The 15,345-nt window shown below is 48.8% G+C and carries 12 protein-coding genes; 5 read left to right on the forward strand and 7 right to left on the reverse strand.

Annotation, left to right across the window (positions count from 1 at the left end; genetic code table 11):
* Positions 1–34: 34 nt before the first annotated feature.
* The 5 genes from QK890_RS00690 to QK890_RS00710 all read left to right on the forward strand — a co-directional run bounded on the left by QK890_RS00690 (position 35) and on the right by QK890_RS00710 (position 7,127).
* The gene (locus QK890_RS00690) at positions 35–1,060 is read left to right on the forward strand and encodes a hypothetical protein (protein WP_367627111.1); all 1,026 of its coding nucleotides are present in this window, start codon (positions 35–37) and stop codon (positions 1,058–1,060) included.
* A 111-nt stretch (positions 1,061–1,171) separates the two neighbouring features.
* A complete protein-coding gene (locus QK890_RS00695; protein ID WP_367627112.1) occupies positions 1,172–3,280 on the forward strand; it encodes a fimbrillin family protein in 2,109 nt (702 codons plus the stop codon).
* A gap of 10 nt (positions 3,281–3,290) precedes the next feature.
* A complete protein-coding gene (locus tag QK890_RS00700) occupies positions 3,291–4,340 on the forward strand; it encodes a BF2992 family fimbrillin-A clan protein (protein WP_032531028.1) in 1,050 nt (349 codons plus the stop codon).
* Between the two features lie 117 nt (positions 4,341–4,457).
* Complete coding sequence (locus QK890_RS00705; protein WP_122142166.1) at positions 4,458–5,357, forward strand: DUF4906 domain-containing protein; 900 nt, start codon at positions 4,458–4,460, stop codon at positions 5,355–5,357.
* A gap of 210 nt (positions 5,358–5,567) precedes the next feature.
* Entirely contained in the window at positions 5,568–7,127 is a 1,560-nt protein-coding gene (locus tag QK890_RS00710) for an ATP-binding protein (protein ID WP_220575640.1), read from the forward strand.
* A gap of 134 nt (positions 7,128–7,261) precedes the next feature.
* Here QK890_RS00710 and cbiD read toward each other — a convergent pair whose 3' ends face one another.
* From cbiD to QK890_RS00745, 7 genes are all read right to left on the reverse strand, one after another.
* Positions 7,262–9,163, reverse strand: coding sequence for a cobalt-precorrin-5B (C(1))-methyltransferase CbiD (cbiD, locus tag QK890_RS00715; RefSeq protein WP_367627113.1), 1,902 nt, complete (start codon positions 9,161–9,163; stop codon positions 7,262–7,264).
* Position 9,164: 1 nt separating this feature from the next.
* Positions 9,165–10,964 (reverse strand): precorrin-4 C(11)-methyltransferase, encoded by a 1,800-nt coding sequence (gene cobM / locus QK890_RS00720; RefSeq protein WP_250717697.1) that lies wholly within the window; start codon positions 10,962–10,964, stop codon positions 9,165–9,167.
* Positions 10,961–12,223: a precorrin-6y C5,15-methyltransferase (decarboxylating) subunit CbiE gene (gene cbiE / locus QK890_RS00725; RefSeq protein ID WP_250717696.1), complete on the reverse strand. Its 1,263-nt coding sequence runs from the start codon at positions 12,221–12,223 to the stop codon at positions 10,961–10,963. Before cbiE ends, cobM begins: the two co-directional genes overlap by 4 nt.
* A gap of 32 nt (positions 12,224–12,255) precedes the next feature.
* Entirely contained in the window at positions 12,256–13,665 is a 1,410-nt protein-coding gene (cobJ, locus tag QK890_RS00730) for a precorrin-3B C(17)-methyltransferase (RefSeq protein ID WP_250717694.1), read from the reverse strand.
* 196 nt (positions 13,666–13,861) lie between these two features.
* Positions 13,862–14,185: a DUF2149 domain-containing protein gene (locus QK890_RS00735; protein ID WP_122142161.1), complete on the reverse strand. Its 324-nt coding sequence runs from the start codon at positions 14,183–14,185 to the stop codon at positions 13,862–13,864.
* On the reverse strand, positions 14,154–14,768 hold the full coding sequence (locus QK890_RS00740; RefSeq protein WP_220576282.1) for a MotA/TolQ/ExbB proton channel family protein: 615 nt from the start codon (positions 14,766–14,768) through the stop codon (positions 14,154–14,156). Before QK890_RS00740 ends, QK890_RS00735 begins: the two co-directional genes overlap by 32 nt.
* Positions 14,769–14,784: 16 nt before the next feature.
* On the reverse strand, positions 14,785–15,345 hold the full coding sequence (locus tag QK890_RS00745; protein WP_235330928.1) for a hypothetical protein: 561 nt from the start codon (positions 15,343–15,345) through the stop codon (positions 14,785–14,787).

Raw genomic sequence — 15,345 nt, forward strand, 5'->3', positions numbered from 1 at the left:
CTGTGGTGAAAGCTGAAAAAGAAAGCATACAACTATGAATAAAGAAGAAAAAAAGAGTGGATTCTGCCGGGCATGCCTGCTGCTTTGCCTGTGTCTGTTGTCTGCCTCGTGTGCATCCGGAGAAGGAGAGTACGAACAGGAGATACCCATGGAGGTAGCTCTCACTCGTACGGATGGGGTGGCAGGCAGTGAAAGCACTCCGTTACTGCTGTTCTGGAAAGAGACGGATTTCAGTGTGGGGACATTGGGCTCTCCTTATAAAATCTCCACTCCGGCAGGAGGGATCGGTGATTACGCCGATGCACCCTATAATACGGAAGCGGATTATCCGGCTGATAACTCCCGGGTGGTGGTGATGGGACTTTGCCCTTCGGCCATGACTATGGCAGATGGTCACGGCACCTATTCGTTACCGTCTTCGGGAGCAGGGCTGACCGATGTGTTGGTTACTCCGAATGGAGTTACGGGCAGCAGGAAGCAACCTTTCGGACGGGCGTTGGAGTTCGCGCATGCCACTGTACGCATCGTGCTCAAGGCAAGGCGTACGGACAACACGGTCGGTAAGCTGTATGTCAAGAACCTCAAGTTGAAAGTACCCTCACGGTTAGTGTGCGGAGGGGTGAAATGGGATACGGGGGTGAAACACTATGTAGCGGCTCCGGCTTCCGCCGATTTGGTTATCGATCATCCCGGTCAGATATTGAGTACGGAAGATACGCAAATTGCGGTATTCTATCTGATACCCTGTGCGACGAACGACTTGCTGACCGATATTTCCTCTTTGGGTACACCGGGGCTTACGTTGACAGCGGATGTGGCCAAGGATGTAAATTTTACGACCGGAGCGCGAAAGGCAAGCTTTCCTGTTTTGGATGGCAATCTGAATTTCATGGATCAATCCGGAGCCCCGGTAACTCAGTTGCAGGCCGGAGAGTCGTATGGAACCACTCTCAATTTTGATATCGACTCTTTTACGCTGGAAGGCGAAGAGAAAGAGTGGGGGGATGGAGGAAAAATGACCATTCCCGTGGTGGTTCCTGAACCGGTTCCAAGTACATAGATGAACGGTGAACAGGGAACGGTGAACAGGGGAGGGGCTGTAAACTTAAATACTCCAACTCTGTGCCCTCTGTGTCCTCTGTGGTGAATCTAAATAAAAAGAGCTGAATATATGAAAACAATAATACGATTCTTTCTTTCAACCGTAGCGGTACTGGTTACCGGCTGCACTCCCGAAGAGGAACACATACCTGCGCAGGGTGGTGACAGCTTTACACTCTCCTCGAGTGAAGAGCAGGCCATCACCCGTGCGGGAGATGTGTCGGTGAATCATTTCACAGCCGGCACTAAATACCGGCTATACGGACTTATAGGGAGTTCGTGGAGCGGCAGACTCTCTACGATGAATGGGCAGGAGGGCACGGAGGTCGTGGATGCGGACGGCACACATCAGATAGAATATCTGAGTACAGGTACTGACGAAGACCGTTTTGAAGGCCGAATCCTCGACTTTTATGCACTGACATACGGTAATACGACTCTGCCGGTATGCGGTTCCGAAGCAGATGGCGTACCTGTTTGCAACGTCACTTCCTCTACCGGAGGAGCACTGCCCGACTTGCGCCGTGCTGTGCTGACAGGACAATCGGGTATCAACTCGGGAGTGATTACCTTACCCTTCAAGCATACTTTGTCTAAGTTGAAGTTTGAGGTGGTGAAGCAAAAACCGGAAAGCGGTTCAACGGGTACGGATGTATTGCAAGATATCCGGTTGCAGGGTATTTCTGTCAGTGATTATAGCGAAGGAGCGCTCTTGCTTTCGACCGGAGAATACAGCCATACGGGAGGGAAAAGTGACCGTGCGGTTCTGGGCAGCGGATTCTCTCAAGCTGTGACGGAAAGTGTGCAGTCTGTAACTATAGACGGGCAATCGGGCAGTGCGGCTGCCGAATGCCTGATATTCCCGACTCTAACCACGGCTACGGAGGGACTTAAAATAAATGTAGCTACGACGGGAACGAACAGTGGAGATCGAACGGATACGTATGAAATTCGTGTTCCGGTTATGGGAGATGACGGGATCGTTCAGAAAGATGAAGACGGCACAACCGTGACGGAGCCTTTCCGCTTCCTGCCCAATTACGAGTATACACTCACCATTACGATCACTAACAGTGATGTACAGATTATTACTATTATTCCTCGTCGGTACGATTGGATCGAACATGATGATGATTCGCAATATCTGGGGCAACCCCTGACTTTTAACGGTGTCATGTGGATGGACCGGAATCTCGGAGCTACCAGTGCGGATATGACAACCGCCGAAGGATGGGAAGGAGCCAGAGGATATGTATATCAATTAGGAAGAAGTATTCCGTATTATTTGACTAAAACAATAAAATATAGGGGAAGTGACGGAAAGGAGTATTTGAGACCTAAAAGTTGTGTTGACCAAAACGGAGGGGCAAGACCTTTGCCACAGATAGTGGGGCATGAAAACGATGGTCCTATCGGGCGGCCTGCGGTGGCTACCTTAGCACTTAATCCGGGAGATGTCGGTAAGACATTTAGTTACGTTAGTGTCGGCGGTGATTGGGATAATACTGCTGCTACCAGTTCTACTTATTGGAAGAACACAAAGAATGACCCTTGTCCGATGGGCTGGCGCGTGCCTACTAAAAAAGACTTTGATGGGATTATGCCTATAGGAGAAAAATATGGCGACTTGACATTTATAAACGGCCATAGCGGGACGGCTTGGAAAGAAACCGCTCAGAATGATCCGGAAACAGGGGCTAAAACGGTTTATGTCTGTAAGCGGGTAAATACGAGTACGTATGGGACTATTTATGCCATTAAGTACCAGGGAACTCCACAAGCTTACCGCCTGATGTGGGCTTTGAACATGGTTGGGGACAATCAGTCTGTAACGGATGCTAATGGAACGCGATACCGTGCTTATGTCACAATAGCGAGGTTTCCATGTGATAAAGATGCCGACCTGAATATAAGTACCTGTAATACGGATTATGACTGGAAGCATCCCAGTGATTTTATCAATCTGCCTGTTTCCGGTTATATTTATCCTGATCAAGCGGCACTGTATAATGCCGGTGCTGAGGTAGTGTATGCAACATCGACCCCTAACGGTGCTTATATGTATGCTGCTTCTTTTAAATATATAGGCAATACCGGCCGTCGTTACTTTGCGGTATACTCTACGAACAGGGCTGCCGGCGTTTCTATCCGTTGTGTGCGGGATGTCACTTCACAATAAAATGGTAAGTATGAAAAGAATGATTGTCTTCAAAAGTTGGTTGTATGTAATCATGGTTCTGCTCTGTACGGCATGTGTCCCTGCCTCTCCCGAAGAGGAGAATACGGAGGAACTGGTACAGGTGAATCCCATTGCCGGCGGATATTACGCTTCTATGCTTCCTTCGGTCCGTACCCGTGCAACGGCACAGGATAGTGAAACATTGCAGGATAAACCGATTTATCTGCTGGAAGACGGGAGTACGATACGACTGGTGGTATATGATAATACCAAGAACTTAATGGAAGAGTATTCCAAAGCCTATCTGGTACGTAACGCCGGTACGTCAGGCAGCAGTTTGCTTTATCCCTGCGAGGTAGACGACGACGGGACGGTAATATCTTCAAGTAGCACTCCTCTTTATATGAAGGCGGGTACTTATTACTTCAGAATCCTGTCACCTGCCAAGGCCTTAAACTCAAAGGGTTTTGTCAATATCGGTAATGGAGAATATCTGCTTGCGACCGACGACCGGTATACGCAAACAGCCATGACGGCGGTGACCATTACGAAAATTGATGAAGGGGGTACATTGAACAATGTTCAGACCCTGTATCTGCCCCCCATCATCAACCAGACGGCACGGATGCAGTTTACTGTCAAAGCGGGTGAGGGTGTACACTCCTTGGAGATGCTTGCCGAAGGAATTGAAATCAGTGGCATACAGCAACCACTGGACAATACAACCAGTTTTGACTGGGTGAATGGAGAGGTGCTGCCCGTGAAAGTGGGCGACCAGAGTGCATCGGTACGTATTACACAAGCCACCCAAAATGCCGATAACAGCCTGATGGCACATACCGGCATATTGCCCACAGATGCACGTTCGCACTCTATCAGCGTGTTGCTGAATCTGAAAGTGAATGGTAACCCCACTCAGTATCAGATGTTACTGACCGGTTTGTATCTGACAGCAGGGCATTCGTATAACTATACCGCTACGGTGAAGATCAGTAACGGGGTGACTGTGCTGACCTGGCAAAACCGTTCGTGGACGGAAAATGTGGAAATGGATACATAAGAGCTCACCACAGATTACACAGATTAACACAGATTTATAATTTATCTCGTTGATATCTACGATTAAAAGTTCTGTGTTAATCTGTGTAATCTGTGGTGAAATGAACAAATTAGAGTAATACTTAATAATAGTCCCATGAAAAGATTTGGATATATCGTTTTTAGTGTTTGTCTGCTTACGTTGGGTGCCTGCATATCCCATGAACCGATGGATCAGGAAGAGGACGTGGTAAAAGTGTCGGTTGGGCTCACTGCCGCTTCTTTTACCAATGATGCGGTTACCCGTGCGGAGCAGCCGATGGCGCCCGATTATGAAAACCTGATTGGTAATTTGTGGATTCTGCAGTTTGACCGTGAAGGCATCCTGATCGGCAGTGAACGGATAGTGCTGACCACACCGGTGCTCAATACAACGCTTGAAGGAGTCACACTGAGGACCGGGCGCAGTACCCTTTGCATAGTAGGCAATCTGACAGATGCGGAGACTCCCGCGTGGCCAGATAACCTGAATGGTTTCAAAAGTCTGGTGGTAGATATGGGCTGGATGAAAGAACGGAGTGCTGACCGGAATGTATGTCTTTTCGGCTATTATGAAGGAGAGATTACTACCGGAACCACCGCTGTGAATGTGGTATTGGGACGTCTGGTATGCAGGCTCAACATAGCTGTTTCGGCCAAGACGGCAGGAGTATTCAGCAACGTGAAAATTCAATTGAAGCGGGCGCAGACCAAAGGTTATCTATTCCCTTCGGATACGTATCTGGCACCGGAAAGCGGTGATTATACGGAAGAGGTGATCACTGCCGGAACATTGGGAACAACTTCTTCTTATCGTTATTATTATATGGCGGAGAATGTAACCACAGGAACAGACCAGAATGAACGCACGCAACTCCAAATAAAAGCAACGAAAGGGGGGACTGAGTATACAAAAAACATTGATCTGGGCAGGAGTGATATCAATGACTATTCTCTCCGCCGAAACAATAACTATACATTCAATATCATTTTAGAATAATCATATATCTTAATCGTGTGGAAGCTATCTGCGACAGACGCTTCCCCTTGCTTGTTTTGTTTGTTGCAGGTCCATGCTTTCCCGGTGGGGAAAGGTGGACTTGCTCGGTTTATATAGATTCTTATATTCCTATAAAGTAATATTCTCATATTCCCATATTATATTAATCTATATTTGTATATTTGCATGAACCTTTAAAATAGAGGAAAAATGATCGACTTAGACCGTAAATTTCCGATAGGGATACAGACATTTGAGAAACTCCGTGAGGGAGGATATTTGTATGTAGATAAAACAGCACTATTGTGGAAAATAGCTTCCACCAGTATTCCGTATTTTCTGAGTCGTCCTCGTCGATTTGGTAAGAGTCTGTTGCTTTCTACTTTCGAAGCATATTTCAAAGGAAAGAAAGAACTGTTTGGAGGACTTGCCATAGAGAAGCTGGAGACGGAGTGGAAAGAGTATCCAGTGTTGCATCTGGATCTAAATGCCGAAAAATACGATTCGCTTCAGGCGTTACATGCGATATTGAGTAGCCAGTTGACGCAGTGGGAGTTAAAGTACGGACATGGGGTGGATGAAGAGACCTTGTCACAACGTTTTATCGGTGTGATCCGTCGTGCATCCGAACTTACCGGTCGTGGAGTAGTCGTGCTGATTGACGAATATGACAAGCCTCTCTTGCAGGCATTGGACAATGGGGAATTGCTGGATGAATATCGTAATACTTTAAAAGCGTTTTATGGAGTATTGAAGAGCGCTGACCGCTATCTGCGTTTTGTTTTCCTGACCGGAGTAACAAAGTTCGCACAAGTCAGTGTATTTAGTGATTTAAACCAGCTGAACGATATCAGCCTTGATTTTGCGTACTCTACTGTATGTGGAATTACGCGAGAAGAGCTTACGACAACTTTTGTACCCGAACTTAAACAACTGGCAGAAGCAAATGATATGACTCCGGAAGAGGCTATTGAAATGATGGCCCGGAAGTATGACGGTTATCATTTTCATCCTAAAGGAGAAGGAGTATTCAATCCATTTAGTGTACTTAGTTCATTCAGTAGACTTGAATTTGGCAATTATTGGTTTCAGACGGGTACGCCCACTTTCCTGGTCAAACTTTTGCAGAAAAGTGATTACGATCTGCGTACATTGATAGATGGGGTGGAAGTAGCCGCTTCATCATTTATGGAATATCGGATCGAAGTTAATAATCCGATAGCATTGATTTATCAAAGCGGTTATCTGACGATTAAGGGATATGATAAAGAGTTTGAGCTTTACCGGTTAGTTTTCCCTAATGAGGAGGTTAAGTACGGTTTTCTGAATTTTCTTGTATCTTATTATACTCCTGTAGCTGAGGAAGAACAGAATTTTTATATCGGAAGATTTGTACAAGAGTTACGGAAAGGTGAAGTGGATGCTTTCCTTACACGCTTGCGAGCTTTCTTTGCCGATTTTCCTTATGAACTCAATGCCGCCACCGAACGTCATTATCAGGTTGTTTTTTATTTGGTTTTTAAATTGATGGGGCAGTTTACCCAAGTAGAAGTCAGAAGTGCCAAAGGGCGTGCGGATGCTGTGGTTAAAACAGCTGATTATATTTATGTCTTTGAATTTAAACTAAACGGAACGGCCGAGCGGGCTTTGCAACAAATAGATGATAAAGGATATCTGATTCCTTATCTGATGGATGGAAGAAAACTCGTGAAAGTTGGGGTGGAGTTCAGTGCCGAAAAAAGGAATTTGGATCGGTGGCTGGTAGAATAAGGGATGTTAAAAGTCTCTTTCACCACAGATTACACAGATTATTAATAATGACTTAATATTCACTCTGTGTTACTCTGTGTCCCTCTGTGGTGAGTTTCGGACTTATCTAAATAGTATGTGGGTTATTCTTTTCTTTAACGAATCACTTTCCCTTCTTCCGTTATCAGCAGAATAGTCAGTTCTCCGTTGGGCAACAGTGGGTCGCAATGGTGATGGCATTGTTCGATCAGTAATGAACAAAACGTCTGAAGTTCCGCTTCGAGCAGGAGTTCCCAAAGTTCCCGTGCCAACGTGATGCCTTCGATGGCTGATGCAGTGGCAGTGTTGCACCCGGACTGACGGGCTATCTCTTTCAGGAATGCTTTATTCATCGTTACTTTTTTACTATGCGTGTCGAGATGTCCTTCTGCCAGCTTTACGGCTTTACCGATCATAACCCCCAACGTGAGTTGCAGGATGCCGAGTTCGGCAGCGATCCGGATGGTTTCACCAATGAAGTTACCATAATGGACGAAAGCCTGTGAGGGTAATTCAGGGTAGAGGTTGCGGATGTATTTCTCGCTCTTGGCACCCGAATTGATGACGATGCGGGGAGAACCTGTAGCCTGGGCTACCGACATTTCTTTACGAATGGAATTGACAAATGCTTCGGAAGAAAATGGCTTCACAATACCGCTGGTGCCGATAATGGAAATGCCACCTACAACACCGAGGCGGGGATTGAAGGTGCGAGCGGCAACCTCTTCGCCTCCGGGGACAGAGATGGTGACATGTATGGGGGCAGTGGGCACGGGGGTGTGTCTGTCAAGGATGTGCAGCAGATTTTCTGTAATCATTTGCCGGGGAGTGGTGTTGATGGCCGGTCCGCCTACTTCCAGTCCCAATCCGGGTAGGGTGACGGTACCTACACCTTGTCCGCCGTGGATTTGTATAACCTGTTGCCGCTCACCTCCGGTGTGCGGCTTTTCTTCAGAAATATCGATGGATACGGTAGCTACAATGGGTAGCCCGTTCGTGACATCGGGATCATCGCCTCCGTCTTTGATCACAGTGCAGGAGACTTCCATGCGCCGGTCAGTGAACGAGCCGGTAACGGAATGGACAGGGACGGCAATCTTTTCTCCGTTGGGGAGCAAAACGGAAACATCTTTTATTATATTTCCGGGTATGGGCGACAGGAGTTTCCGCAGAGCTGCGCTGGCGGCTGCGGTTGCGCATGTCCCGGTGGTAAGTCCGCTGCGCAGGGGCAGGAAGTCGGGCAGAAAGTGCTCGATGGCACGGCGCATTCCATTCACTCCATTCACTGTCTGGTCATACGGGGGCAGAGAAGGGCGAAGAAGGATATAAAGACGGATTCCCTGTTCGGTAATGATGTTCACTTTCTCGGAGAATCCTCCGGACACGCCGCTTTCTTTCAGAAGAACGACTTCCGGAGAGAGTTGCCGGAGGAGTTCGGGCAGGTTCTCTTTGCCGGGAGTATAATAGACCAGGCGGTCTTCGGGAAAGCCTGCCTTCCGGACTATCTCGCGGGAGCTTTCGCGGTCGAGAATGCGGAAGTAACACTCACTTTCCTTTTTCTTCCAGAAGGGTTTTAGTTTGGGGATGGACTGGACCCCGGTCAGGGCAAGTACCCGATGTATACCTTCTTCGTTGAGTAACTCTAACAGTTCTTCATACTTTTCCCTCAGTTTGAGCGGATATTCATCGTACATCTCTTCATTAAACAGCTTGAACAGGTCATCATACATGCGTTCGTACCGAACGCAAGGGATGCCGAGTGCCTGTGAAACGGCGGTGACCGTTGCGTGCAGTTGTTCTGCAAAGGGATGGGCGGCATCCACCAGCAGGCGGATACCGTTCTCTCGGCAAAAGGCTTTCATGGTGGTTTGGGTCAGCGCACCTGTGAGCCGTATTCCGTGTTGCAGGCTGATTTCCTGTTCGTCTCCTTTGGTTGAATAGTAATAAGGTTTTCCGGCTTCTTCGGCAATGCCGACGACCTTCCTTCCTTCGGTTGTTCCTCCTAATATCAGTATCATTTTACTTACGGAATAGATGTTTAAATTGGTGTGAGTACAGGCGTGATAATCCTTCACGGTTGTCGATGGCGTCGCCTACGACAATCATGGTGGTCAGTGTCAGGTTGTTCTCCTTTACGATTTGTGCCAGATCCTTCAGCTCGCCACGATAGATGCGTTCGTCTTTCCACGTCAGATGATAACAAGCGGCAACGGGGGTAGTGGGAGGATAATGTTCAAGTAATTCCTGTTGAACCTGATCGATCACACCCGCACTTAGGAAGATGCACATGGTGCTTTGCGAACGTGCCAGCAGGCTGAGTTTCTCTTTCTCGGGCATGGGCGTGCGTCCTTCGCCTCGGGTGAGGATGATGGTTTGTACTTTCTCGGGGATGGTGAACTGTGATTGTAAGGCAGCGGCCGCGGCCTGGAATGACGAGATGCCCGGAGTGATGTGATAATGCATGCCGTATCGGTCGAAGAAGTTCATCTGTTCCTGGATAGCACCATAGATGCAGGGATCGCCCGTATGCAGGCGGACTACCAGCTGTCCGCGGTCGTAAAACTCTTTCATCAGGGCAAACTGTTCTTCAAGAGTCATGGACGCCGAACTGCGTATGGTGGCTCGGGCTTTGGCACATTCGGTCAGTTCGCGCGGGACGAGGCTGCCGGCATAGAGAATCAGGTCGGCTTCTTCAAGGAAACGGCGTCCGCGTACCGAAATCAGTTCGGGATCGCCGGGACCGGCTCCCACAATTTCGATGTGCCCTTGGCGTACGGCTGCGCTGTCCAGGGCGATGGCAACGGTAAAGTTCTCACATTTCTGCTTCGGCAGAATCAGCGGGCCGCCTCCGGCTGCCAGCAAGGCTGAGGCTTCGGATACGCTGGGCGTACCCATGTATTTATCGACTACCTCGCTTGGGGTAGGTACATCTACCTGGCTAAGTTGGCTGGCTGTATACAAGTGCAGTTCATAAGCATCGGCAAGCAGTTTCAGTACTTCTTCATGCTTTTTCTCTTCGATGGAGGAGATGGTCCGAATGGCGGCAGGTATGATGTTTGCCTCCAGTAAGGTGTTCATCAGGCGGGTGATGACGGCATTCTTCGGGCCGGCGTTGCGTGCCAGTCCCATACCCATGTGCAGCACTTTGGGTACATAGTAGAGTGCTTGCATGCCGGAAGTTTCATACAAATAAGGAGTGACGAGCAGCAACAGGCGGTATTTGCCGGTATCTATGTCCTTGAAGTTATAGAACACATCTACGTGTGACGGCAAGGTGTGTTCCAGTTGGGCAGTGCCTTCGTCACGAATATCGAGTAACAGGGCAGTCGGTGCACAGTCGACGAAAAGGGAGATCAGGTGGTTCATGTCGCAGTTTTCACCGGGGATTGCCTGCCAGTCGTATTTCTTTCCGAGGGTGTCGAGTGCCCAGAGTCCGGTGCGGTCGCTACGGGTGGTGATGACAGGTTCGGCACCCAGAATGCCTGCCACATATTGGGTGAGTCCGTTGGCACCGCCGACGTGTCCGGAGAGTACGGAAATGACGTAGCGTCCCGTACTGTCTACGCATAGCACGGCGGGATCTGTCTTCTTATCTTCAATGCAGGGAGCGATGGCACGCACACAAATGCCCATCGCCCCGATAAAGATAAGTGCGTCGGAGTCGCGGAACAGTTGTGGAACTGCCTCCTGAAGGGCCGGGATATGCCGGCAGTCGGCATTTGCGATGGTAGAGAAAATTTCAGACTCAGGTAGTTCCTGCTTGAGGGTTTTCGCCATGGATATGCTGGCTTCTGATATTACGATAATAGCTGTTTTCATTGTTGTTCGGCTTTGAGTATTTCAATGGGATTGTATTCATTGACGGCAATTCTTGTTCCGCTGAGGAGCCGGAGTCCGGCTTCTCTTATCCCTTCGATAAAGAGCGACTTGCTTTCTTCGGATACGGAGTTGAAGACAATGCATCCTCCCGGAAGGAGGTAATGGGAGATGCGTGCAATCATCTCCTTCAGATGTCCGCCATGCCCGCCGATAAAGACGGCATCGGGGCGGGAAATGGTGTCGAGGTCGGCTTCAAGGAAATCACCAATGAGGATGGTGATGCCCGGAGTGCCGAAACGCCGGCTGTTGACCTCCATCAGTCTTTGTCCTTCGGGACGGATCTCAAAGGAGGTAACGTGCAGGTGCGGGAATTGCAGTTTGGCTTCGATGGATACGGAGCCGGTACAGAAACCGACATCCCAGAAAGAGACGCGGCGATTCAGTTCCAGCGCACTGAGTGTAAGCAGACGGATGGGAGCTTTGGTGATCATCCTGGTGCGCCCGTCCAGCAGTTCGAACTCTTCATCGGGGATTCCGAGTGGAGGGAGATTTATACGCGCTCCGGGGTGGGAGAGTATATCTCCTCTCTGGTGCTGGGAAGTATAGGTGTCGGGGTACTGATGGACAATCAGGCAGTTGGGATATTCAAAAGTCAGTTCTGCCGCCTCTTGAAGTTCCAGCCGGCGGATACGTTCCCGTTCCGGGTTGCCCAGATGTTCGCCGACGTACATCGTATAATGAGTGTAGCCATAGTCCAACATACGTCGGGCTATAGCGGCAGGGGTGTGTTCCCTGTCGGTGAGAATGCCCATTTTCGGTGTGCGTTCTATCAGTGCCCGGTCAAATTCATGCCAGGGACGCCCTGTGAGGGATACGGTGCGCATGTCGTCATAAGGCATGACTAATCGGTGAGCCAGTGTTTGCAGGGAGTTGAAGGTAGGATAAAGTTGTATCCTCGCCTCGGGCAAACGCCGGCGGATGGTATTGGCGAATCCGAAAAAGAGCGGGTCGCCCGAAGCGAAGACAACAATGTGGTCGTAGGCCTCGTAACGGGCAAATACCGCGTCGAGAGGGACAGTGATATCGATCCATTCCGCCCCTTCGGGAAGGAAGGCGGAGATGATGTCATGGTGACGCAAGCCCCCTGAAAAGACCTTACCCTCGCGTATCAGTACCTGTATCGAGGGTGGGAGATAAGGAGCAGGGCTGTCGTCCAGACCGATGACAATGAATTGGGTGGGATGATGGTGATCTGTCATGTCTTTAAGTTTCTAATGGGTTTTCTCTCCTTTTAAACGTCTCTTCCCGGTCTTAATTGTTCGGCATCCGGATAACAGAGGATGGCGTTGACCAGTGTGGCTGCCAGGTTACTGCCTCCTTTACGGCCTTCTACAATCAGTTTGGGGATGTGAACGAAGGGTTTGGTCATGTGCTTGGACTCCTGTACGTGGACAAAACCTACGGGAGCGGCAACGATGCCGGACGGCTGTGCTCTCTCTTTGCGGATCAGGTCGCACAGTTCCATGAGTGCCGTGGGAGCATTGCCAAATACGAATAGAGCGTCCGGGTGTTCTTCTACGGCCAGGCGGATACCGGCTTGTGTGCGGGTGATGCCTTTAGAGGCAGCCATTTCTGCTACCCTTTCATCATTCAGGTAACATTTTACCTCGATACCCAGACGTTGCAAGGCACCTTTGCGAATGCCGGATGCAGCCATGGTCACATCTGTGACAATCGTTTTCAATTTTCCCTCACCGATGGCATGATAAAGTGAAGCCACTGCACCGGGGTCGGTGTAGAGTAGTTTTTCCATATCAAAGTCCGCCGTTGTGTGGATGGCATGGAGCAAAGCCCATTTATGGTCGAGCGGGATGTTTTTGTTTTTCAATTCTCCATCGATGGTACGGAAACTGCGTATCATAATATCCTGTCCGATGCCGGTTGCGTCTTCTTTTGTCTCACGATAATACCCGCGGGGAGTAATCATCGTTTCACCGAAAGAGTAGGTTTGCGAATTACCAATGATGATGACCGTGAACATGTCTACTTCTTCCGGATCGAATGCGGAAAGAGTCGTTACGTGTATTTCCTGTTCATCTCTGCCTGCCTGGCGGACATATCCCACCGGAGTCTCCGGCGAGCGCCCTTCCTGCAGAAACAATTCCCGGAGGCGGTATAGCTGCCAGTAGCGTCCTTCGCTTTTGGGGTTGTAGACGGCAGTTACAAAATCGGCTTGTGCGGCGGCGATGATACGGCGTTCGATGCGTTCCCACGGAGTCATCAGGTCGGAGAGGGAGATGACGCAGAAATCGTGTCCTACCGGAGCACCCAGCAGGGAGGCAGCTTTTTGGAAAGCACTGATTCCGGGCAAGGCGATGATTTCCACATCGCTCTGTCGTTCGCGTTTCATTTCATATATCAAGGGAGTCATGCCATAAATACCTGCATCGCCCGAACTGATGACGCAGACTGTTTTGCCTTGTTCGGCGTATTCGAAAGCTTGTTCGGCACGAACCCGTTCGCGCTTCATTCCGGTGTCGATACATTCGGCATCCGGACGGACAAAGTCACGGATAAAACGAAAATAATACTTGTATCCCACCACTACGTCTGCTTCACTCACGGCAGCGAGTACCGCAGGGGTAATATCTTGTTCACTTCCCGGCCCGATGCCGGCTACGATTATCTTGGGTTGTTTCATAATTTATCGGTTTTGAGTATTATTCACCACAGAGGACACAGAGGGCACAGAGAATATCTTTCTCTTAAACATCCATATAAACAAGAGATTAAAACTCTGTGCCCTCTGTGTCCTCTGTGGTGAACCTGATTCATTTCCTATTCCTGATTTAGAAAAACTATGTAGCAAAGATAAGGATTAATCCGTTTTTAGCCTTTTATTCGGGAACATAAATGATTTCTCCGTTATCCAGTTCGTAGGCTACACCTACTTTCCTGCCCCGCTTGCCGGACGATTCTTTTTGTTCGGAAGGAGTGTATCGTTTAATCTCTTTGCCTTCTTTGGTAATGATTTCCATGTTTTCCTTTCCGGGATTCTTTACCATGGTATAATCTTCCTTTGAGAAGATCTCGGTCATATTGAATCGGCTGACGAGTGCTACCATCAGTGCCACGGCAAATACCATTGCTACATCAAATAAGTTAGCTACCGTTCCCATCGGGTCGGTATCATTCTGGCTGTGCAGGAGTCTGTTTCGCATTATAAAGGGTTTTACTTATAAACTCGAGATCGTTCATTTCGCGGGCATACCAACGTTGACGGATTTGTAGGGTAATCACGCCAATGGCGGCTATTACCATGCCTACAACTGTGGTTGCAAAGGCTACCTGCATGTTGTAGGCCATCGAGGCAATGTCTCCTGTAGCCAGGCCGACAAGTGCAGGCCCCATGGGAATCAAGGTTCCCATTAATCCAAGCATCGGGCCTAATTTGACAAAGGTACGTGACCGGCCTAATTCCTGTTCAGCATCTACCTCAAAATTGGCAAGCAGACGTTCGCAATAGGCTGTATTCTCCCGGTGGGAGTATAGCTTGACGAGGCATTGTTGCAGAAGAGTGTTGTTATCTCCCACAAGAAGTCCTATCTTTTCTCCGGCGTTTTCGGGAGTTAACTCTTCCAATTGCCGGGCAAAGTTCTTCTGGGTATTTATTCTACGGTAGAATTCTCCAAAAAAGCCCCCTGCCAGCAGGATTGCTCTTGCAAAAAACAGCAATAGCAAAACTACCACCGGAACGAGTAATCCGTTGGATATCCAGAATAGTGCATTTGATATTGTTTCCATTAATTATATTTGTTATTTAGTTATTTCCTGTGACAATGATACTCAACAATACAACAAACAAACTGGTGATGAAGAGCATCTCAAGCCGGAGTCTTGTCTCTCCCAATATACTTTTCAGTAGTAAACTGATGATGGGTATCAGTATGAAAACCGATACTGAACATACGACAGTGATAAGCCTGAAACTGATTCCCGGAAAGGTAAAAAACAGTTGGGGCAACAGATAGGCGAGAACAACTGCCATAAGTAGACCGGGATATAGATTCAATATCCGGCTGACTGTCTCCCGGAAGAGAGTCGGGTGTGGTAAAACTTTAGCGAAACAGTTGAAGCAGAAGGCAATCATTACGGAGGCCTCAAGTGTGATGTACACAGAAAAGGTCAGCATCCGGGAGCGGGAAGCAAACAGGGAGGCTATCTCCGTAGCTGATTGCTCCGTAGCCCACTCACCTATGGCAAGTAGGAAAACTGCACAGCCAATACCTGCCAGCCAGACTCCCCATCGTGGATAGAATCCTATCTTCAGGATGAAATTCAGGACAATGAAGCCCATCAGCAGATGAATGACAGATTCCAT

Origin of the sequence: Bacteroides sp. NGMCC 1.200775 (assembly GCF_040798045.1) — a bacterium.
Taxonomy (GTDB): Bacteria; Bacteroidota; Bacteroidia; order Bacteroidales; family Bacteroidaceae; genus Bacteroides; species Bacteroides hominis.

Excerpts from the sequence above, each read along its gene's own strand:
- cobM (WP_250717697.1), bottom strand. The coding sequence starts at position 10,964 with ATGAAAACAGCTATTATCGTAATATCAGAAGCCAGCATATCCATGGCG.
- cbiE (WP_250717696.1), bottom strand. The coding sequence starts at position 12,223 with ATGACAGATCACCATCATCCCACCCAATTCATTGTCATCGGTCTGGAC.
- cbiD (WP_367627113.1), bottom strand. The coding sequence starts at position 9,163 with ATGATACTGATATTAGGAGGAACAACCGAAGGAAGGAAGGTCGTCGGC.
- QK890_RS00700 (WP_032531028.1), top strand. The coding sequence starts at position 3,291 with ATGAAAAGAATGATTGTCTTCAAAAGTTGGTTGTATGTAATCATGGTT.
- QK890_RS00735 (WP_122142161.1), bottom strand. The coding sequence starts at position 14,185 with ATGCGAAACAGACTCCTGCACAGCCAGAATGATACCGACCCGATGGGA.
- QK890_RS00690 (WP_367627111.1), top strand. The coding sequence starts at position 35 with ATGAATAAAGAAGAAAAAAAGAGTGGATTCTGCCGGGCATGCCTGCTG.
- QK890_RS00745 (WP_235330928.1), bottom strand. The coding sequence starts at position 15,345 with ATGGAATCTGTCATTCATCTGCTGATGGGCTTCATTGTCCTGAATTTC.
- QK890_RS00695 (WP_367627112.1), top strand. The coding sequence starts at position 1,172 with ATGAAAACAATAATACGATTCTTTCTTTCAACCGTAGCGGTACTGGTT.
- cobJ (WP_250717694.1), bottom strand. The coding sequence starts at position 13,665 with ATGAAACAACCCAAGATAATCGTAGCCGGCATCGGGCCGGGAAGTGAA.
- QK890_RS00710 (WP_220575640.1), top strand. The coding sequence starts at position 5,568 with ATGATCGACTTAGACCGTAAATTTCCGATAGGGATACAGACATTTGAG.
- QK890_RS00740 (WP_220576282.1), bottom strand. The coding sequence starts at position 14,768 with ATGGAAACAATATCAAATGCACTATTCTGGATATCCAACGGATTACTC.